Consider the following 18,448-nt stretch of genomic DNA (forward strand, 5'->3'; position numbering starts at 1 on the left):
GGAGGGAACCTAGTTGAAATTAGCTTTAATCGGTGCGGGACAACGAGGAATGATCTATGCCGGGTATGCCGGCCGGAGCGCCGAAATCACGGCTGTCGTCGAACCGGATGACGCTAGGAGAAAGACTGCGGCGGACGAGTTCGGTATTCCTCCGGAGTTGCAATTCCGGTCAGCGGACGACTTCTATAGCATCGGTAAAATCTGCGATGCCGTCATTATTTCTTCGATGGACAGAGATCATTATAAGCAGACGATGGGGGCGCTGGAAGTCGGATACGATATCCTTCTGGAGAAGCCCATCTCCCCGAGTCCGGAGGAGACGCTGCGAATCCAGAGGAAGGCGAGCGAGAAGGGGCGAAGCGTGATCGTATGCCACGTGCTCCGTTACACGAGCTTCTTTGCCGAGATCAAGAGAATTATCGACAGCCGCGAGCTAGGTAAAATCATAACGATCCAGCACAATGAAAATATCGGAAATTTCCATATGGCGCATTCCTTCGTCAGGGGGAATTGGAGCAGAAGCGACCTGACAAGCCCGCTTATTATGCAGAAATCCTGCCATGATATGGACATTCTGGCGTGGCTAGTCGACAGCGAATCCAAGAGGATATCTTCTTACGGCGACTTGACCTTCTTCAAGGAAGAGAACGCACCAGCCTTGAGCTCCGATCGCTGTCTGGACTGTCAGGTTGCGGCGGATTGCCGATTCGACGCGAGAAAAGCTTATCTTCCGATTAGAGGTCAGTGGCCGGCTACCGTACTGACGACCGATCAGTCCGAGGCAGGATTGCTTAAAGCGCTAGAGACCGGGCCTTACGGGCGTTGCGTGTACCGCTGCGACAACGACGTGTGCGATCATCAAGTCACCTTGATCGAATTCAAGAACGGGGTTACGGTCACGTTTAACCTGAGCGGATTCACCAACAAAATGTATCGATCTTTGAAAATTATGTGCGAGCACGGAGAGATCAGAGGAGACGACAGCTTGAATGTCATCGAAGTCACCAGGTTCTCCTCGAATATGACGGATCGCAGCGAACAAACCGTTCTTCATCCGGCTGCCGCAACCGGTGGTCATAACGGCGGCGATGCGGGTCTGATGTCGGACTTTCTTAGCATGATGGAGAGCGGCGGGCAGAATAGCAGGTCCTCTATCGAGAAATCCGTAGAGAGCCACATTATGGCCTATGCGGCGGAATTGGCCAGAGTGACTGGCCGAGTGATCGACATCGATGAATTGAAGGAAGAGTTGCGGATGGGCATGTTGGAGGAGCCGCTTTCAATGCCGGAAAGGAAGTGATGTTATGGAGCCGATTGTGGAAGAAGCTCGTTCGCTTATCGTGAATACAAACAAGAAGGGCTTCCTTTACGAGATCAAGAAGCACAGAATTTTGTACCTGATGTGCATACCTGCGCTGATTCCTATGATTATGTTCAGCTATATCCCGTTCGCTGGAATATGGATGGCTTTTACGGATTTCAACGTCGTGGACGGAATCTTCGGCAGCCAATTCGTAGGATTGGACAACTTCAAATTCTTCTTCACGAACAGCATGGGTTGGAAGGTGACGTACAACACTCTCTTCATTAACTTCTTCGGCATTATCTTGGGAGTAATCGTTCCGGTCACTATCGCTATATTGCTGCACGAGATTCGAAACGTGACGTTTAAGAAGCTGACGCAGAGCATGATGTTTTTTCCTTACTTCATCTCTTGGGTCGTCGTAGGTGCCATCATCTACGGTATCTTCTCGACGGATGTCGGCGTCGCGAACCGGATGTTGGAATTCTTCGGGATGGACCCGATCCGGTGGTATTCGGAGCCGAAATATTGGAAGGCCATCATCATTATGGCCAGCGTCTGGAAGTGGAGCGGGTACAGCTCCATCATCTATCTGGCGGCTATGGCGAATTTCGACGAAAGCTTATATGAGTCCGCTAAGGTTGACGGCGCCAACAAGCTGCAGAGAATCTTCTATCTGACTGTTCCCATGCTGAAGCCGGCCATTATCATCCTGACGTTGATGAGCGTGGGACGGATTTTCTACGGCGATTTCGGAATGATCTACGGCATTGTCGGCAACAACCCGGTTCTTAGCGACGAAGTGACGGTTATCGATACTTATGTGTACCAGTCCATGCGAACGCTAGGCTTCTCGTATGCGACCGCGATCGGATTGCTGCAATCCGTGATGGGTTTAATTCTGGTCACCTTGGCCAATCGAACGGCGAAGAAAATAAACGACGGAGAGGGTCTGTTCTGATCATGGTAAAGTACGGATTGCCCGGCGATAAACTGGTGACGACGCTTGCCTACTTCTTTATCGGCTGCTTTGCCGTCGCTTGTCTGTATCCGCTCATACTGACCCTTAGCGTATCGTTTTCTTCTGAAGGGGAAATCGCTAGACACGGTTATTCCATCCTGCCTCAATCGTTCACTCTGGACACGTATGAGTATATTTTTGTTAACAGCGGAACCCGAATCCTCAAATCCTACGTTGTTACCCTAGTAATCACAGCCGCGGGTACGATCGGCGCCTTGCTGATTACGAGTATGATCGCCTTTGCGATCTCGATCCGAAAGTTGAAATACCGCAACGTATTGGCCTTTATCTGTAACTTCACCATTATTTTCTCGGCTGGTCTAATTCCTTGGTATATGGTGAGCGTGAATTATTACGGATTGAAGAATACGATGATGGCCCTCATACTGCCCCCTATCTTCAGCGTGTGGAACATGTTCTTGTTACGTACCTATTTCGCTTCCATCTCGCCTTCTTTATATGAAGCAGCGGAAATAGACGGCGCGAATTATTTTACGATTTTCTGGCGGGTGGCGTTGCCGTTAAGCAAAACGGCGTTGCTTACGGTCGGCTTAATGTACGCCCTTCAATATTGGAACGACTGGTGGCACGCTCTTATATTCGTCAACGAAAAGGACTTATTCCCGCTCCAATACTATCTATACAACATACTATCGAACGTCAACGCGATCAGCTCGGGCCGCATACCGTCCGGTGCCTCTGGAGCTATCACGCTGCCGGCGGAAACCGTGAAGATGGCGGTAACGGTCATTACGATCGGCCCGATTATTTTCTTGTACCCTTTCATTCAGAAGCATTTCGTTCAAGGGATTATGACTGGAGCGCTGAAAGAATAACGGCTTCCGGCACTTGGCCTCTAGAGGCTCTTATATACGATAACAATGAAAAGGGAGAGGGTATTCGATGAAGACAAGCAAAACGCTTATCTTGTTCGTCTTGATGCTAATCTCGGTCTCGATTCTGGCTGCTTGCAGCGGAAACAATGCCGAAAACGGAGGCGCGTCGGAGACGGCGTCCGAAGGTGCGCCCAAAAAGTTGGAAACCGTAAAGATCCTGTATCCCGGGGACGAGAGCGAACGAATGTCGGAGTTCCTTGACAAGGAATTCGCGGAGAAAATGGCGACTGACCTCGGCCTGAAGGTAGACTTGATTTTCGTGCCGTGGGCGCAATATTGGGAACAGAAGGATATTATGCTAGCCGCGAACGAGGGGATCGACCTGTATTGGGACGGCTTGCCGGACCTTGCCGCCATCGTAAACAAGAAGCAGGCTATGCCGCTAGACGAACTGATTCAAGAGTACGGCCAGGATATGCTGAAGGTGCTGCCGATGGAGCATCTGCAAGGCGCGGTAATCGACGGGAAAATCCACGGAATACCATCCGCTTATGCGCCTTCCTCCGCTATGTTTCAATTGGTGACCGTCCGTCAGGATATTCTGGAGCAAGTAGGGATGACGGATCTGAAAACGCCGGAGGATCTGAAGACATTCGCTACGAAAGTCGCCGAGCAAATTCCTGAAATGAAGGGACCGGCAGACGTGATCTTTAAACCGCTGACCCGCTTTTTCGCCAAAGAACAGTATAACTGGATTGCTGGGGAGGATCTGGTCGTATACGGCGAAGACAGCAGGAAGGCGCAGAGCTATTTCGAAACCGAAGCGTTCCAGGAAGTCGCGAAATTCAACCAGAGCATGTACGACGCCGGATTATATTCCGAGGATCTGACGATCAAGTATAACGAGCGGGACTCGCGGATGCAGACGGGCTTATATCTATGGGTGGAGGGCTCCCTCGGTAAGGAAATGGAAATCTCCAACGCCGTCAAGGCGAATGCGCCGAATGCCGTTCTCAAAACCTATCTACTGGCGGACGAGAAGCCGCGTTACATTACGTCGACGGGCGGCGAGGTGTTAGGTATTCCGATTACCGCTCCCAATCCGGAAGGCGCCATGAAGTTCATCAATTGGCTGTACAAGTCGAAGGAGAATTACTTGTTCGCGCTATACGGAGTGGAGGGCAAGGATTACGAGATCGTCGACGGAAGAATCAAGAAGATAACCGCCAGCGAATTTTTCTACGAGTGGATGTTCCGCAATCAGAACTATCAATTGTTCGCTCCGGAAGTCTCGCAGGAATCGATCGACATGTACAAGAGTTGGGACGCGAATGCGGTTAGGTCCGACTCTCTGGGCTTCCGGTTCAATAACGAGAAGGTGAAAAACATCGAAACGGCTCTGAGGGAAGTTATGGGTAAGGACATGGCCGCGGTCCGCTCCGGATTCGTGAACTTTGAAACGGGTTATCCGAAGGCGCTTCAGAAGCTTAAGGACGCAGGCATTGACGAGTACGTAGCGGAAGTGCAGCGGCAATTGGACGAATTTCTAGCTAACAAGTAAGCACAAGTAAACAAAGAGCCGCACGGCCATTGTCCTCCGATGGCTAGTGCAGCTCTTTGTTTTGCTATGTATGCCTCCGTACTTCCGAGCTTCACCGCAGCTTGTATTCGCGGGTGATTACATCGATTACTTGATTGCCCCATTCAGAGGCTTCCGAGCCATTCTCATTCCCTGCGTAGGTGATGAGTGCTTTCCATAAAGCCCAACCGCGACCACGATTGACGGTACCCTCATCAAAATTCATGCGGCTAAGGAATATTTCGCGACTGACGTCGTCCAAAAAGTTCCATGCCATCACAAGGTCGCTCGATGGATCGCCTACCCCCATGGTGCCGAAGTCGATGACGCCGCATAGCCGTCCATTCTTCACGAGCAAATTGCCTACCGCGACGTCGCCGTGCAACCATAACGGAGCCGATTGGTATGTTGTCGCAAGAGAGAGCTCCCATATTTCCGTTAACAGCATTTGATCGAATTGGCCGGTAAGAGATTCAATGGCGGACCTTGTCTCGTAATCGTAAACGGCCAGGTTTCCCCCACGATGGAAGTTTTGGATGCCTGCCGGAATGCCCTGACTTGCATCGATCGCTTCCAGCTCTTTCAAGAATCCCGCGAGGTCGTTGGCAAATTCGTTGAGATCGCGAATGTTGGCATGCGTGACGGTGTCGCCTTCGATCCATCGGTTGATCGACCAGGGAAGGGGATATTCGTCCGTTGGCTCGCCTTGGGCAACGGGAGCCGGAATAGGCAAGGAAAGAAGAGGTTTGAAAACGGGAAGCCACAATAATTCCTTTTCAACAGCCGAAGCATAGCGTTCATGACTGGGCAGACGGACGGTCATATCGCTGCCTAGCCGAAAAGTACGGTTATCATGTCCGCTTTTGTCTACGGGCTTTATTGCTAAATCCTTCCACTGGGGGAATTGACTATCAATTAATCGGCGTACCAGATCGGCATTCACTTCAATCATTTCCTCACCGCTTCCCGAAAATAATTAGTCGATAGAAATAGTGTATTATAGAACTTTATGGGGTGACAACCGTCTTATTTAATGGCTGTTAGTTAATGACTGGATAACAAATTTTAATCGTACTATAGTCAGAACAAGCAATTGTTGAATCAAAGTCAATTTTGGAGGGGTTCTTTTGGTTGAACTAATAAAGAACGTATTGGAAGACATGAACAAGCAGCTTGACCGAATCGAAAAGAGTCTAAGTCAGCTTAGCGATGAACTTATATGGAAGAGATTGAAGAATTCCATGAATAGCATTGGTAACCTATGCTTACATTTAGCAGGAAACGAGTATCAGAACTTCATAAGTGCAATTGGAAACAAACCATTCATTCGGGAGCGCACCCGAGAATTTACTTCTGAAGGTGGTTTATCGAAGGATGATTTATATAGTCTCCTTTTAAGGACACGTTCCGAATCGACAAGTATATTATCCGTTTTGTCCGAGGAGGATTTAAAGAGGGATGTCATAATCCGCTATGACATAAAGGATTGGAACAGAATGCATCGGGTTAACGCTTCAGAAGATGAAAACTATGATGTGAGAGTAATTAGCCGGCTTTTGGTTCAGGTTGCGGCACACTACGGATATCATGCTGGGCAAATTGTGCTGCTCTCCAAATTACTGAATGATTCGAATGAACAAATAACGGGACAGTATCATTAATTCAACTCCCTGAATCAGAAAGACGCGCTTCACGGAAATCGAAATGGCTAAATCTTGTAGCCATAACTTTATTATTGAAAGAAACTGATGACTTAAGGGTGGCATACGCCATCCTTTTTTGTTCTATTAAAAAGTATAAAATTATCGGACTCAATAGACTCATCGGATAAGTTCGATACAAACGTATACTGCCGTCCCTGAAGTGAGAGTTATCGATTTCCAATACGATGTTTTTCAATGTATTTATGAGTCATGTTCAAGAATTAAGCTGGATAAAGATGTTATTTATTACTATTGGCCTTCTTTTGTACTTTTCCCTTAATAAAAACGATAAATAGTGATGTTCTTCATCCTACTTTGATTGGAAAAGTGCTCATATAGCTCCAATAAAGATGATTACCATTCTAATTAACTTGATTCCACCTTGGAGTTCACTTTTAACCAAATCGTACCACCTCATTTCGTTGACAACCTATTTATTTATAGATATATTATTTTATAAATGAGATTGATAATTAATATCAATTAGAGGAGTTTTACATACTAATGAACAAAAAAATGCTTCCTATTATTTTCTTGTTAACTACGATCTTCATCAGCGCATGCGGAAACGGTACCTCGAATAATGAAGCATTGCCAATCGCTAGCCAAAGCTCCAGCCAGAGCGCGAGCGAACCGGCGTTATCACCGTCACCGTCCGAGTCTTCACCTGAGACAGGTACAAAGACGTATCAATCCGAGCTTGGACCGATAGAAGTGCCAGCCAACCCGCAGCGCATCGTCACTCTTACGAACACGGAGAATGTGCTCGCGCTGGGCGGAACGATTGTCGGCGTAGACGACTGGACGATAACAAACCCTTTATTCACGGAGAAACTGGCAGGGGCGGAGGTCGTGACCGTCGACGATCTCGGGAAGATCGTCGAGCTGGAACCGGATCTGATCATTGCGGACACAAGCAGTAACAATATCGATAAGCTGCAAGAGATAGCGCCAACCGTAGCTTACACCTGGGGAAAGCTGGATTATCTGTCTCAACTGCTCGAAATCGGCAAGCTGCTGAATAAGGAACAGGATGCGCAAGCGTGGATTGACGATTTCAAGAAACGGGCGGAAACGCTCGGTCAAGAAATCAAGGCGAAGATCGGCGAGAACGCGACGGTATCGGTCATCGAGACCGACTCGAAGGAATTCTACGTGTTCGGAAATAACTGGGCGCGCGGTACCGAGCTGCTGTATCAAGCGATGGGTCTGAACATGCCGGAAAAAGTCAAAACGGATGCCCTCGGGCCTGGTTACTATTCCTTATCTCCGGAGGTACTCAGCGACTATATAGGCGACTATCTAGTTTTAAGCAGAAGCTCCGAGGGGGATAACTCTTTCATGCAGACGGATACGTGGAAGAAGATCCCCGCCGTCAAAAACAATCATGTCATCGAGATCGTCACGGAAAAAACCACTTACAGCGATCCGTTAACTCTGGACTATCTGATGAACGTATTTAAAGAAGGTTTTCTGAAATAGAGTTGTATAGAGAGCGGGCTGAAGAAGGCCGAGATGCCTCAAGCAGTATGGAGGCTATCTCGGTCTTCTTCGCGTCGTTAATGACTTTGTAGGAGGAATTACAGCATGAGCGGCAGTCGGCAGCCTTATTCTTGGGCATTCAAAATCGTAATCAGCTTTGCTGTGCTTGCGATCGCGTTCTCGCTCGCTATGTGGCTCGGCGCTAAGGATGTATCCTTGCGCGAGCTCTGGCTTGTCGTGTTTAATCGTGGCGGCGGGGACGACAAAATCTCGATGCTCCGGGAAATTCGTTATCCGCGGGAAGTAGCCGCCATGCTTGTCGGCGGCGCGCTTGCGGTAAGCGGAGCGATTATGCAAGGATTGACGCGCAATCCGCTCGCGGATCCTGGATTGCTCGGGCTGTCCGCCGGAGCGAACGCATCGCTCGCGCTGGCAGTTTCCCTGTATCCGGTGCTGAATTATTTCGGAATTATGCTTGTCTGCTTCATGGGAGCTGCGGCGGGTATGTTTCTCGTTATCGGCATCGGCTCGTTGAAGAAAGGGGGCTTGTCTCCGTTTCGGATCGTCTTGGCCGGTTCGGCGGTGTCCGCTTTTCTGTATGCCGTATCGGATGGTATCGGCCTCTTATTCAAGACGTCCAAAGACGTGACGATGTGGACGTCGGGGGGCTTATCGGCACGAGTTTGGGACAAGTCCAAGCCATAAGTCCAGTCATCGTCGGTTCCCTTTTTGTCGCAGTAGCCTTGGCTAGGCCGCTCACGATTATAAGCTTGAACGAAGAAGCAGCCGTCGGCCTAGGTCTAAGGACTGTTTACATAAAAGTCGTATTATACGTCGTGATTATTTTGCTTGCCGGGGCTGCCGTCGCGCTCGTCGGCAACATGGCATTCATAGGGTTGATGATCCCTCATATGGTAAGAGGGATGTTCGGGACGGACTATCGCGCGATCATTCCGATGTCGTCCATATGGGGAGCGACGTTCATGCTGATGGCGGATACGCTGGGCCGAACAATCAATGCGCCGTTCGAGACGCCGGTCGTGGCGATTATCGCGGTCATCGGACTCCCATTCTTCCTGTTAGTCGTACGTAAAGGGGTGAAGCTGACGTCATGATCTCGACCGCTAAAGTTCAAAAGCAAGTATTCGTCCTCGTGGCCATGCTTCTCGTCATCGCGGTGACGATCGTCGTCGGAATGGGCACCGGCTCCGGTTCGCTTCCTTTCGATCGTCTGCTCTCGACGCTGTTCGGGCACGGCACCGCCAAGGAGGATCTCTTGCTGTACTCCATCCGTCTGCCCCGCATGGCCGTTACCTTGCTGTCCGGCATGGCATTGGCTCTGTCCGGCGCGATACTGCAAGGCATTACGCGCAACGATTTGGCCGATCCTGGAATAGTCGGCATAAATGCGGGAGCCGGTGCGGCTATTTCGGCTTTTTTCCTGTATTTCCCGCTTGATCCTAAAACGTTCGCTTATATGCTTCCGCTTGTCGCGTTCGGGGGAGGTTTGGCGACCGCCGTTCTCATCTACTTATTCTCTTATTCCAAAGCGACAGGATTGCAACCCGTTAAGCTCGTGCTCGTCGGAGTCGGGTTCGCGCTTGCGCTGTCCGGCTTGATGATCGTTCTGATCTCCTCGACCGATTTAAGGAAGTTCGATTTTATCGCGAAGTGGCTCGCGGGGAATATCTGGGGAGTGGATTGGCCGTTCGTATACGCGCTGCTGCCATGGCTTGTGATCCTTTTTCCGTATACGCTGTATAAGTCGCACACCCTCAATCTGCTGGCGATGGACGAATCGATTGCCGTCGGGGCGGGCGTCTCCATCAACCGGGATAGGCTGTTGCTGCTCGGGGCAGCCGTTGCTCTTGCAGCTGCGGCGGTATCCGTCACCGGGGGCATCGCGTTCGTCGGCTTGATGGCTCCCCATATAGCCAAGTCGATCGTAGGACGCCGCCATCAATATTTTGTCCCTCTCGCCGTATTAATGGGCGGGTGGCTGCTCTTGTTCGCCGATACCATCGGGCACAATTTCATTGAGCCGGTCGGCATTCCCGCGGGCATTATGGTCGCGCTCATCGGCGGACCTTACTTTCTGTTTCTGTTGTTGAAGAAGTAGTCGTGAAGGCACTGTGAAGAGAAACCGTAGTATGCACAACCGTATAAGATAGTCGAATTAAGAGCACGGTGGGTAACTTCCGTTGCTCTTTATTTTTACGCTGTTTTCGTAAATATTATTGCTAATAAGGATAAGATTCAATCCGACAACAGGATGCCTATACACGTGTTCGATAAAATGACTAATTCATTGAAGGAATTTGGGATTTGTTGTAATATGTTTGAGGCGTTAATAGCTGGGAGGAGAATATAAGGTGGAGTATATTGGTCCGAAGGCGTATGATAATCAAGAGTTTTTCAATCAATATATGAGAAGAAGACACAGAGACGAAAGTCCAAACACTCTTATTGAGAAGCCAGTAATATTAGAATTGCTTGGCGACGTATCTGATAAGGCCATATTAGATTTAGGTTGTGGAGATGGCTCACTTGGAATCGAACTTATAAATCATGGAATCAAATCTTATCACGGCGTTGAAGGTTCAAAAAATATGTACCTCAAAGCACTAGAAAATTTAATTTCCCCTGAGGCTAAGATGGAATTGACGACCATGGAAGACTATTCATATCCCCAGGAGAATTTTGACATCGTTGTTTCGCAGTTAGCGATTCACTATATCGAAGATTTCAATAAACTAGCGCACAATATCTTTCAAACGCTAAAATTAAATGGGAAACTGGTGTTCAGCGTTCAACATCCATTACTCACTTCTTCTTTTGAGAGCATGACGAGCAGTGGAAGAAGATATAATTGGATAGTTGATGACTACTTTCATAGTGGGAAACGCACAGAACCATGGATTGGAGAGCAAGTTGTAAAGTTCCATCGAACGATTGAAAATTATTTCTTAACACTTCAAAATGCTGGCTTTGTAATCAATAGCTTACGCGAGCCCATGCCCGATAAACAGTATTTTTCGGATAATGAAGAATACTTGAGACGAATGCGTATTCCTTTGTTCTTGTTATTTTCCTGTTCGAAATCTTAACACTGAGTTAAAACAGAGATGATATGATTAAGCATTATTGCAGTCTTACATACATAAAGGAGAATTGGAATCTGTGCATATGGAACCCTTAAACGATCCGGATACGGGAACGAGCAAGTTCAAGTCCGTATTGGAAGTACTTTTTGTTTCGACTTCACTGGGTTTAACCTCGTTCGGCGGGCCGATAGCCCATCTAGGTTATTTTCATAATGAGTACGTAAAACGCAGAAATTGGTTGGATGAACGAAGCTACACGGACTTAGTCGCGCTCTGTCAATTTTTGCCCGGGCCGGCTAGCAGTCAAGTGGGTATCGGAATAGGAGTCATGCGGGCGGGCGTATTCGGAGGGATCGCCGCATGGATCGGGTTTACCTTGCCTTCCGTTCTGGTTTTGATTTTCTTCGCCTTATTGGCTCGGGGCTTTGATATGGGAAGCGCCGGATGGATTCACGGACTAAAGATCGTAGCGGTAGCAATCGTTGCTCATGCCGTATGGGGAATGGGCAAAAAACTCATTACGGATCGCAATCGGGCAACAATAGCGTTAGCGGCGACAACCATAACTTTATTGTGGCAAACTTCGCTCAGTCAAGTATTGATCATTTTCTTAGCCGCTATAATAGGTTTTTTCCTGTACAAAAATAAAACGGTTGATCAATTACCGGAGATACATGTACCTATAAAACGATCATTTGCGGTAATATGCTTAATCATATTTTTTGGCTTATTATTATTGCTCCCTCTGTTGAGGGAAGTATCATCCTCGCATTGGATTGCGATGTTTGATAGTTTCTACAGGTCGGGATCTCTCGTGTTTGGCGGAGGGCACGTCGTTCTCCCTCTACTTGAAAGAGAAGTCGTATCCGGCGGGTGGATTTCGAGCGAAGACTTCCTAACCGGTTACGGTGCAACTCAAGCAGTACCTGGTCCTTTGTTTACATTCGCGGCTTATATCGGAGCGGTGATGAACGGTTGGCTGGGCGCGGCGGTTGCAACGGTAGCCATATTCCTGCCGGCTTTTCTTCTGGTTATGGGAGCTTTGCCATTCTGGACATCCCTTAGGCGAAGCCCGAAAATACAAGGTGCACTCCACGGTATTAACGCTGCCGTGGTGGGTATTTTATTATCGGCGCTCTATCATCCGATCTGGACAAGTTCCATTCTCGCGCCGGAAGACTTCGTTTTAGCATGCATCCTTTTTGTCATGCTTGCTTACTGGAATTCACCTTCGTGGCTTGTGGTTCTTTCCGGTGTGTTAGGCGGGGTATTAATAAGCTATCTATGAGATACAACTGCATGCGAGCGTTCCGGCAAATGCGGCGGTTGCAGAAGGAAAGGAGGCTACCGAGATTTTCGGTAGTCTATTGTATGTCTAGGGATGGATATTTTTGAATAATAAGGTAAAATGAAGTTGGTTTAGGAGAGAAAAGAACGGTATCGATGAGGAGAGTGAAGAAGGATTGTTAGTCACTAATTCAAAGAAGCCGCTTAAGATTATTACCATTTCGTTGCTGGTCCTGATTATTGTCCTAACCCTTGGTTACATGGGCTTCTATACGTATGGTCGTTCGATCGACGTGACGATCAAAGGCGTTAATTACCAGCTAGGACCTGATAATAGCGAAGTTCTTCAACCCGAAACTCTTACCATTAAAGGAACATGGTCTAGAAGCTTGAAAGGCATAAGAACCTTCAAGGGCACCATTACGTTCGAGCATGATTCGAATCCCGTTCCGCTAGAAAGCAGGGAAACTACCGTCCGCTTCACTCCGGAAGGATTCGGGGTGGTCTCGTACATTTATTTAGAAAATACAAGTTCAGGCGGGGTCATGCCAAGAGCCTATAGCTACGGTGTTTTATTCGCGAATTCCGATTTCAGCTCTGTAACATTTCAGAGAATGAGAGAAGACGAGGTTACGACAGGCAGGCCGCCAGGAAGAGGCTGGAGTGGGAAAGACGGTTTGATGTTTGCCGGGCCGGCGACGACTCGGGAGCAAGCTCTTATGATTTCTAATGGACTGATGAAAAAACATTTAAATAACAATTACGTCGGTGGCCAATATGTCTTAAAGTAATTCGTAACGATCATTGGTTTCTCTACAAGATAAAGCTCCAAGGAATGATTCCTTGGAGCTTTATTCATGCTTATGTTTGGCTTAGGGCTTTGATCGCCTTGATCATCTGTCGTATCGAACCGAGATGGTAGGCGGAGTGAGCGATCGTTCCCAACAGAACAGTCGATGTCCGCTCATCTAAGGAGTCGAGTGAATCGATCTTTTTAAGTAGCGTTGCGTATTCTTGTTGAAGCTCGTCATTAAATTGTGCCCACGTAATTGTATCAACATTTGTGATTTTCCAGGATGCTTTCCAATCCTTACTGGGTTCTTCTTCATTTAAGTCGGAATTCGCAACCCACAAGTAATAGCGGGCATGATCCGTTTGCGCGGCGATTGTCGTACCGTTGACGGATATTGAAGCATCTTCTGCCGATATTTTATCAAGCGTCCCGAATAAACCGCTACCAGGCTTCGCTTCCGTGTACCAGCTTGCGTTTTCTTCGGGCCCATCAAATGTTTCCTTCAACAAGGTTCTAACAGCTACCAACATCGGGTTGTCCATCTCAGTACCTCCTAAATTTTCATTAACCACCAAAATTACTTTAGACGGTTATAGTTTGACTGACTTGTATCTAACTTTCAATATGCATTATGATGGTTATAGTAAAGGAGTTTTGATGATGTCGGAAACGAACCCTTATATGATGGTCGGAGAACGTTTGTGTATGGACTTCATCAATACCGTCAGCTGGCGGGAAAGTGCCGATAAAAGGCGGGAATGGTTTACGAGTTACGCCAAATGGGTCGATTGGTGCATCCATGCCGAAGTCTTGACCGGACAACAAGCAAAAGCGCTTCTTTTAGAAGCGGAGGAGAAACCGTCCGAAGCGGGAGATGTTCTGAAGCAGGCGATTGAAATGAGAGAAGTCATGTATCGAATCTTCAAGTCCATTTCCAAAGATATATCTCCGCACCAGCCAGACCTGGAACTTTTCAATGCGTCTGTGAGCCACTTCTATCAAACTTTGCAAATAATCCATGAGAAGGATCATTACACTTTGAAGTTCAAGCAAACCGAGAATAACTTGGGCATTATGCTTCCTCCGATTTTGCAATCGGCCGTAGATTTACTCATTTCCAATAACGACTTGGAACGAGTTAAACAATGCGAGGGAGACCCTTGCGGATGGTTGTTCTTCGATACGAGCCGGAACCGGAGCCGACGCTGGTGTTCAATGTCCGATTGCGGCAATCGTGCCAAAGCACGACGATTTTACCAAAAAGAAAAGTGACCTTAATCGGTCACTTCGCTCAAATGATGCTGTTCAATTTTTGTTAATGGGATATAAAACAGTCTTAACTTTTGAAAGCTAATCCACCTGTTTGCAAAGCAACCCTAAGCTTAGGGATAGAACCCGGTCCCATGCCGTGGAATCGTAAGATTTCTACTTCGCTGTAGGCGGATAGCTGTTGCAAGGTCGTTATGCCGTTATTCTCCAATGCGCGTCTGGCCGGTGCAGAGAGTACGGATAGAAACCCGCTTTCAGGGTCGGTATTTTTCTTCGAAGTCGTCATGTTAAATAGCTCCTCTTATCAAGAATCATCTTACTTGATTTTATTGTCGAAACGTCTTCGGATCAAGATACAGATAGACGTAATCATGACTAAAGAAATGAACGCTATCAGGAAAGCGCCCACTTGTGTTTCTTTCGAAAATTGCTTTAGGTCTTCACTCGCAAGCGATAGTTCTTTAGTTCCTCCGCATACCGTATCCGTTGCGTATTCTCCTTCTTCATATTGAGATAGATAATTCTCCTTCGTCGTCTTGTAAGCATAAACGAGGTAATCGGTTCCTTTAACGAATTCGGAGCCAACGGCAGTTACGATCGATATCTTATTATTGACTTCGCCCTTGAATACGGATTGAACTTCAAACGTTGCCCAGCGTTTCGGATTCAAAGTGCCGACGTTCTTAGACGATGTTTCGGTGAATGTTCCTACAAAGATCAAATCGCTTCTTTTAAGTAATTGATTCGGTTCAAAATAGACGCATGAGGTTGCAAAGCTAGCGTTCGTTGAGAAAACGAGAAATACGATCATCCAAATCACCGCGGCAATTCCGAATCGTTTGAATAAGATCATAATTCCTCCCACCAAGCCTTCTATATGAGTCTTGTATTTTATTCTATTAGTTTATCAAAAATACTTCAAAGAGTACGTAATATCCGCGAGTCGGATGGTTGAGACATGAAAAAAGCCGCAAATATGCGGCTTCTCTCACAACTATGTTCCATAAACGATAAGTTAAGCTAAACTTTCATTTAGAGGCTTGACGGCTTGCATCGCAGGCACGGGATCGTTACAGGTCATCAACGTAACTCCGCATCCAAGCGCGTATTCGACTTGCTCGGCGTTGTCCGGACAATAACACCAAGGGAGCAAGCCCATAGTTTTGTAGCGTTCTACAGCTTCCGGCGTTAACAGCGGCATGTGGATGCCGATCGCCCACATCTGGCTGTAAGTTCCTTCCGGTCCTTGCTTGAAATTGTGCATTTCTTGCTCGGGAAAACCCTGCATTCTGACGCCATAGGTGCGATGGAGGTAGGCAGTAAGATTAGCGTCAAAGCTAGTAAATACGCAGCGATCGAGCAATTCCTTGGTTTCGAGCAATGCAACGGCCTTATCGGCGACTTCTTCGGAATGGATGCTAGGCTTGATCTCCACATTCAGGAGAACGTGGGGATATCGCTCGAGTAACTCGCACAATTCCTCCAATGTCGGGATCGGTAGCCCTGCGAACCGTTCGTTGAACCAACCGCCGGCGTCCAATTGCTTGAGCTCCGCTAGCGAGAAGCTGCTTACCTCGCCGGTTCCGTTCGTCGTGCGATTGACGGTTTCGTCGTGAATAATGACGACGAAACCGTCCTTGGACAGGCGAAGGTCGAATTCGATCATGTCGACGCCTAGCTCCAACGCTTTCTCGAACGCGAGAATCGTATTCTCGGGGTATTCGGATTTATAACCGCGATGCCCGGCGACGATGACGGCTGAGCCTAGAGCCAGAGTTTCGATCATACCGCTCATCCCTTCTTACTGGCCGAGAATACGCTCGGCTTCTTTTTTGAATGTAGCCAACGTCGATTTAATGTCTTTGCTGTCGTACATAATGGCTTGGATCGCCGAGTTGAATTCGTTCATGACTTCCGGCCATACGACGGATTTGTTCGTATCTACGGCATATTGGAGCTGATCGAAAGCGACTTTGCGGTTCGGTTCCTTCGCCCATAGATCTTGGATCTCTTTCGATTCGGACATCGCTTTCGTGAACGGAAGATAGCCGGATTGCAGAATGAAAGCCAAGCTGCCTTGAGGATCGGTTTCCAACCAACGGATGAACTCCCACGCGGCTTCTTTGTTTTTGGACGAAGCCAGCATCGCAACGTTACCGCCGCCCGTTGGGTTCGCGTATTGCTTGTTCTGAGGCAGGAAGGCCGTTACGTAGTCGAAATCGACTTCGCTGGCCAGACCGCCGATGCTGCCCGTCGATTGGAACATCATGGCGACTTTGCCGCTGGTGAACAATTGGTTAGCGACCGTACCGGAATCTTGAGTCGGAGGATAGAAGAGGGCTCCGGATTTCTGCAGATCCTTCAGATATCCGAATACGTCCTCTCCGATGCCGTTGTCGAAGAAGTCGATGGTCTTTTTGTCGTCGCTGAAGAACTTGCCGCCATCCTGAGTGATCATCGCGATCGGGTACCAAGTGTCATAAGGCATAGTCAGGCCGTATTGCGTCACTTCATTGCCGGATTTCACGACTAGCGCGTTGGCAGCCTTCTTCATTTCGTCCCAGTTCGTCGGAATAGCAATTCCTTTGGCGTCGAGAAGCGTCTTGTTCACGTGGAGAATAGGAGTAGACCGGTTCAGCGGAAGCGCGAGCAGCTTGTCGTTGAAGACGGAGTGTCCCATAAGGCCGGGGATAAAATCGTCCTGGCTCATCCCGGAGGCCGTCAGCATCGGATTCATATCCTCCAACGCGTCGGCATCGGCGAACATTTCGACATAAGCGCGTTCAAGCATGGTGACGTCGGGTCCGGTATTCGACGCGATCGACTGCTGCAGCTTAGTGACAGTCTCGTCGTAAGTGCCTTGGAAAGTGCCGACGACTTCGATATTCGGATGGGAATCGTTGAAGCGCTTGAGCAGCGCATCCATGTATTCAGCGTTCTTCCCGCTAAGGGAATGCCAGAACTGGATGGTCGTTTTCTCGGTAGAGGCCGGTTCGGACGATGCCGGAGCGGATGCCGACTCGGAAGCGGGCGGCGTCGAGCTTGCGGCCGCGTTATTGCCTGAATTATCGTTAGCGCTATTTCCGCAAGCCGCAAGAATGAGTACCATCATGGCCGTGATTAGGATCAGACCCAACGAGCTTTTCATGTTTGTCATGCGTTTCATATACAGTTTCCCTCCACGGTTTTGTTTGTTTTTATATTTATCTGAAAGGGACCAAATCGTCATTTAATCCCTGAATAGACGAAGGCTCGGACAATCTGCCTGGAGAAGAACGCGTAGACGACCAGGATCGGTCCGACCAAGACGGCGTTGCCTGCCATAATAACGTGCCAGTTGGTGATGCCTTCCGTTTCTTTAAGAGCAGCGATGCCGAGCGTGAGCGGACGGATGGATACCGAGTCGGTCATGACCAGCGGCCAGAAATAATCGTTCCAATGGCTGACGAAGCTGAACAGCGCGATGGTGGCCAGCGCCGGTCGGGACATCGGAATCATGATGCGCCAGATCAGCTTGAACTCGGTGGCATTATCCAGCTTGGCGGATTCGATCAGCTCTTGAGGAATCTGCATGAAATATTGGCGGAGCAAGAAGATGCCGAAGGCATTCGTCATGAACGGGATAATCTGCGGCCACAACGTTCGGATGAGTCCCCAGTCTGCTAGCAGCAGATACACCGGAATGAAGGTTACCTGGGTGGGAATCATGAACGCCAGCAGCGTCATGCCGAAGAATAGAGGCTTACCTACGAACGAATATTTGGCGAAAGCGTAGGCTGCCGGAATCATAATGAGAAATTGCAGCACGATAATCGAGCCTGTAATGATCAGTGAATTTTTGGCATAGATGGCGAACGGTCCGCCATTCATCGCGCGCACGAAATTGTCCCATTGCGGCGATGCCGGAATCCATACCGGCGGAAAGCTCAGCGTTTCCTTCAGCGTCTGCAGCGCGGTCGACAGCATCCACAGAAAGGGGAAGATAAAAAACAGTCCCATCGCTATTTTCAGAATGACGCCGAGCCATCTCCCATAATTGAACTCCATCCTTTTCATGGCGTATTCCCCTTC

Annotated in this window: 17 protein-coding genes and 2 pseudogenes; 12 read left to right on the top strand and 7 right to left on the bottom strand. The window is 48.4% G+C overall.

What is annotated here, in order from left to right; all coding sequences use genetic code 11:
• The first annotated feature begins 13 nt into the window (after positions 1 to 13).
• The 4 genes from DFP95_RS04185 to DFP95_RS04200 all read left to right on the top strand — a co-directional run bounded on the left by DFP95_RS04185 (position 14) and on the right by DFP95_RS04200 (position 4,721).
• On the top strand, positions 14 to 1,300 hold the full coding sequence (locus tag DFP95_RS04185; RefSeq protein WP_115991271.1) for a Gfo/Idh/MocA family protein: 1,287 nt from the start codon (positions 14 to 16) through the stop codon (positions 1,298 to 1,300).
• A 4-nt stretch (positions 1,301 to 1,304) separates the two neighbouring features.
• Positions 1,305 to 2,264: an ABC transporter permease gene (locus tag DFP95_RS04190; RefSeq protein WP_245987319.1), complete on the top strand. Its 960-nt coding sequence runs from the start codon at positions 1,305 to 1,307 to the stop codon at positions 2,262 to 2,264.
• 2 nt (positions 2,265 to 2,266) lie between these two features.
• Positions 2,267 to 3,160 (top strand): carbohydrate ABC transporter permease, encoded by an 894-nt coding sequence (locus DFP95_RS04195; RefSeq protein WP_245987321.1) that lies wholly within the window; start codon positions 2,267 to 2,269, stop codon positions 3,158 to 3,160.
• Between the two features lie 67 nt (positions 3,161 to 3,227).
• Complete coding sequence (locus DFP95_RS04200; RefSeq protein ID WP_115991273.1) at positions 3,228 to 4,721, top strand: ABC transporter substrate-binding protein; 1,494 nt, start codon at positions 3,228 to 3,230, stop codon at positions 4,719 to 4,721.
• A gap of 91 nt (positions 4,722 to 4,812) precedes the next feature.
• On the opposite strand, the gene DFP95_RS04205 is transcribed toward DFP95_RS04200, so the two are convergent.
• The gene (locus DFP95_RS04205) at positions 4,813 to 5,691 is read right to left on the bottom strand and encodes an aminoglycoside phosphotransferase family protein (RefSeq protein WP_115991274.1); all 879 of its coding nucleotides are present in this window, start codon (positions 5,689 to 5,691) and stop codon (positions 4,813 to 4,815) included.
• Positions 5,692 to 5,866: 175 nt separating this feature from the next.
• Here DFP95_RS04205 and DFP95_RS04210 point away from each other — a divergent pair, with 175 nt between their 5' ends.
• The 7 genes and pseudogenes from DFP95_RS04210 to DFP95_RS04240 all read left to right on the top strand — a co-directional run bounded on the left by DFP95_RS04210 (position 5,867) and on the right by DFP95_RS04240 (position 13,106).
• Positions 5,867 to 6,400 (top strand): DUF1572 family protein, encoded by a 534-nt coding sequence (locus tag DFP95_RS04210; RefSeq protein ID WP_115991275.1) that lies wholly within the window; start codon positions 5,867 to 5,869, stop codon positions 6,398 to 6,400.
• Between the two features lie 546 nt (positions 6,401 to 6,946).
• Complete coding sequence (locus DFP95_RS04215; protein ID WP_115991276.1) at positions 6,947 to 7,924, top strand: iron-hydroxamate ABC transporter substrate-binding protein; 978 nt, start codon at positions 6,947 to 6,949, stop codon at positions 7,922 to 7,924.
• 105 nt (positions 7,925 to 8,029) lie between these two features.
• Positions 8,030 to 9,039, top strand: a pseudogene (locus DFP95_RS04220) (FecCD family ABC transporter permease).
• Positions 9,039 to 10,043: a FecCD family ABC transporter permease gene (locus tag DFP95_RS04225; RefSeq protein ID WP_181907243.1), complete on the top strand. Its 1,005-nt coding sequence runs from the start codon at positions 9,039 to 9,041 to the stop codon at positions 10,041 to 10,043. Before DFP95_RS04220 ends, DFP95_RS04225 begins: the two are co-directional and overlap by 1 nt.
• A 253-nt stretch (positions 10,044 to 10,296) precedes the next feature.
• A complete protein-coding gene (locus tag DFP95_RS04230; protein ID WP_425453227.1) occupies positions 10,297 to 11,031 on the top strand; it encodes a class I SAM-dependent DNA methyltransferase in 735 nt (244 codons plus the stop codon).
• Between the two features lie 79 nt (positions 11,032 to 11,110).
• On the top strand, positions 11,111 to 12,316 hold the full coding sequence (locus DFP95_RS04235; RefSeq protein WP_115991373.1) for a chromate transporter: 1,206 nt from the start codon (positions 11,111 to 11,113) through the stop codon (positions 12,314 to 12,316).
• Between the two features lie 175 nt (positions 12,317 to 12,491).
• Complete coding sequence (locus DFP95_RS04240) at positions 12,492 to 13,106, top strand: hypothetical protein (RefSeq protein WP_115991278.1); 615 nt, start codon at positions 12,492 to 12,494, stop codon at positions 13,104 to 13,106.
• A 70-nt stretch (positions 13,107 to 13,176) separates the two neighbouring features.
• Here the strand turns inward: DFP95_RS04240 and DFP95_RS04245 are convergent, their stop codons facing one another.
• A complete protein-coding gene (locus tag DFP95_RS04245; RefSeq protein WP_115991279.1) occupies positions 13,177 to 13,650 on the bottom strand; it encodes a hypothetical protein in 474 nt (157 codons plus the stop codon).
• Positions 13,651 to 13,768: 118 nt separating this feature from the next.
• Here DFP95_RS04245 and DFP95_RS04250 point away from each other — a divergent pair, with 118 nt between their 5' ends.
• Positions 13,769 to 14,380: a CGNR zinc finger domain-containing protein gene (locus tag DFP95_RS04250; protein ID WP_115991280.1), complete on the top strand. Its 612-nt coding sequence runs from the start codon at positions 13,769 to 13,771 to the stop codon at positions 14,378 to 14,380.
• 64 nt (positions 14,381 to 14,444) lie between these two features.
• On the opposite strand, the pseudogene DFP95_RS04255 reads toward DFP95_RS04250, so the two are convergent.
• The 5 genes and pseudogenes from DFP95_RS04255 to DFP95_RS04275 all read right to left on the bottom strand — a co-directional run.
• Positions 14,445 to 14,636: pseudogene (locus DFP95_RS04255) on the bottom strand (helix-hairpin-helix domain-containing protein); the annotation flags it as partial.
• A gap of 57 nt (positions 14,637 to 14,693) precedes the next feature.
• Positions 14,694 to 15,230 (bottom strand): hypothetical protein, encoded by a 537-nt coding sequence (locus tag DFP95_RS04260; protein ID WP_115991281.1) that lies wholly within the window; start codon positions 15,228 to 15,230, stop codon positions 14,694 to 14,696.
• A gap of 162 nt (positions 15,231 to 15,392) precedes the next feature.
• Positions 15,393 to 16,163: a glycerophosphodiester phosphodiesterase family protein gene (locus DFP95_RS04265; RefSeq protein WP_115991282.1), complete on the bottom strand. Its 771-nt coding sequence runs from the start codon at positions 16,161 to 16,163 to the stop codon at positions 15,393 to 15,395.
• 15 nt (positions 16,164 to 16,178) lie between these two features.
• The gene (locus tag DFP95_RS04270; RefSeq protein WP_245987323.1) at positions 16,179 to 17,543 is read right to left on the bottom strand and encodes an ABC transporter substrate-binding protein; all 1,365 of its coding nucleotides are present in this window, start codon (positions 17,541 to 17,543) and stop codon (positions 16,179 to 16,181) included.
• A 59-nt stretch (positions 17,544 to 17,602) separates the two neighbouring features.
• Positions 17,603 to 18,424 carry a carbohydrate ABC transporter permease gene (locus DFP95_RS04275; RefSeq protein ID WP_425453236.1) on the bottom strand — a complete coding sequence of 274 codons (822 nt, stop codon included), beginning with the start codon at positions 18,422 to 18,424 and terminating at the stop codon, positions 17,603 to 17,605.
• Positions 18,425 to 18,448 lie beyond the last annotated feature (24 nt).

The organism is Cohnella lupini, assembly GCF_003386205.1.
Taxonomy (GTDB): domain Bacteria; phylum Bacillota; class Bacilli; order Paenibacillales; family Paenibacillaceae; genus Cohnella; species Cohnella lupini.

What these genes read in the sequence shown, in the direction of transcription:
- DFP95_RS04215 (WP_115991276.1), top strand. Translation starts at nt 6,947, where the DNA reads ATGAACAAAAAAATGCTTCCTATTATTTTCTTGTTAACTACGATCTTC.
- DFP95_RS04250 (WP_115991280.1), top strand. Translation starts at nt 13,769, where the DNA reads ATGTCGGAAACGAACCCTTATATGATGGTCGGAGAACGTTTGTGTATG.
- DFP95_RS04235 (WP_115991373.1), top strand. Translation starts at nt 11,111, where the DNA reads ATGGAACCCTTAAACGATCCGGATACGGGAACGAGCAAGTTCAAGTCC.
- DFP95_RS04275 (WP_425453236.1), bottom strand. Translation starts at nt 18,424, where the DNA reads ATGGAGTTCAATTATGGGAGATGGCTCGGCGTCATTCTGAAAATAGCG.
- DFP95_RS04245 (WP_115991279.1), bottom strand. Translation starts at nt 13,650, where the DNA reads ATGGACAACCCGATGTTGGTAGCTGTTAGAACCTTGTTGAAGGAAACA.
- DFP95_RS04270 (WP_245987323.1), bottom strand. Translation starts at nt 17,543, where the DNA reads ATGAAACGCATGACAAACATGAAAAGCTCGTTGGGTCTGATCCTAATC.
- DFP95_RS04190 (WP_245987319.1), top strand. Translation starts at nt 1,305, where the DNA reads ATGGAGCCGATTGTGGAAGAAGCTCGTTCGCTTATCGTGAATACAAAC.
- DFP95_RS04265 (WP_115991282.1), bottom strand. Translation starts at nt 16,163, where the DNA reads ATGATCGAAACTCTGGCTCTAGGCTCAGCCGTCATCGTCGCCGGGCAT.
- DFP95_RS04200 (WP_115991273.1), top strand. Translation starts at nt 3,228, where the DNA reads ATGAAGACAAGCAAAACGCTTATCTTGTTCGTCTTGATGCTAATCTCG.
- DFP95_RS04260 (WP_115991281.1), bottom strand. Translation starts at nt 15,230, where the DNA reads ATGATCTTATTCAAACGATTCGGAATTGCCGCGGTGATTTGGATGATC.
- DFP95_RS04205 (WP_115991274.1), bottom strand. Translation starts at nt 5,691, where the DNA reads ATGATTGAAGTGAATGCCGATCTGGTACGCCGATTAATTGATAGTCAA.
- DFP95_RS04195 (WP_245987321.1), top strand. Translation starts at nt 2,267, where the DNA reads ATGGTAAAGTACGGATTGCCCGGCGATAAACTGGTGACGACGCTTGCC.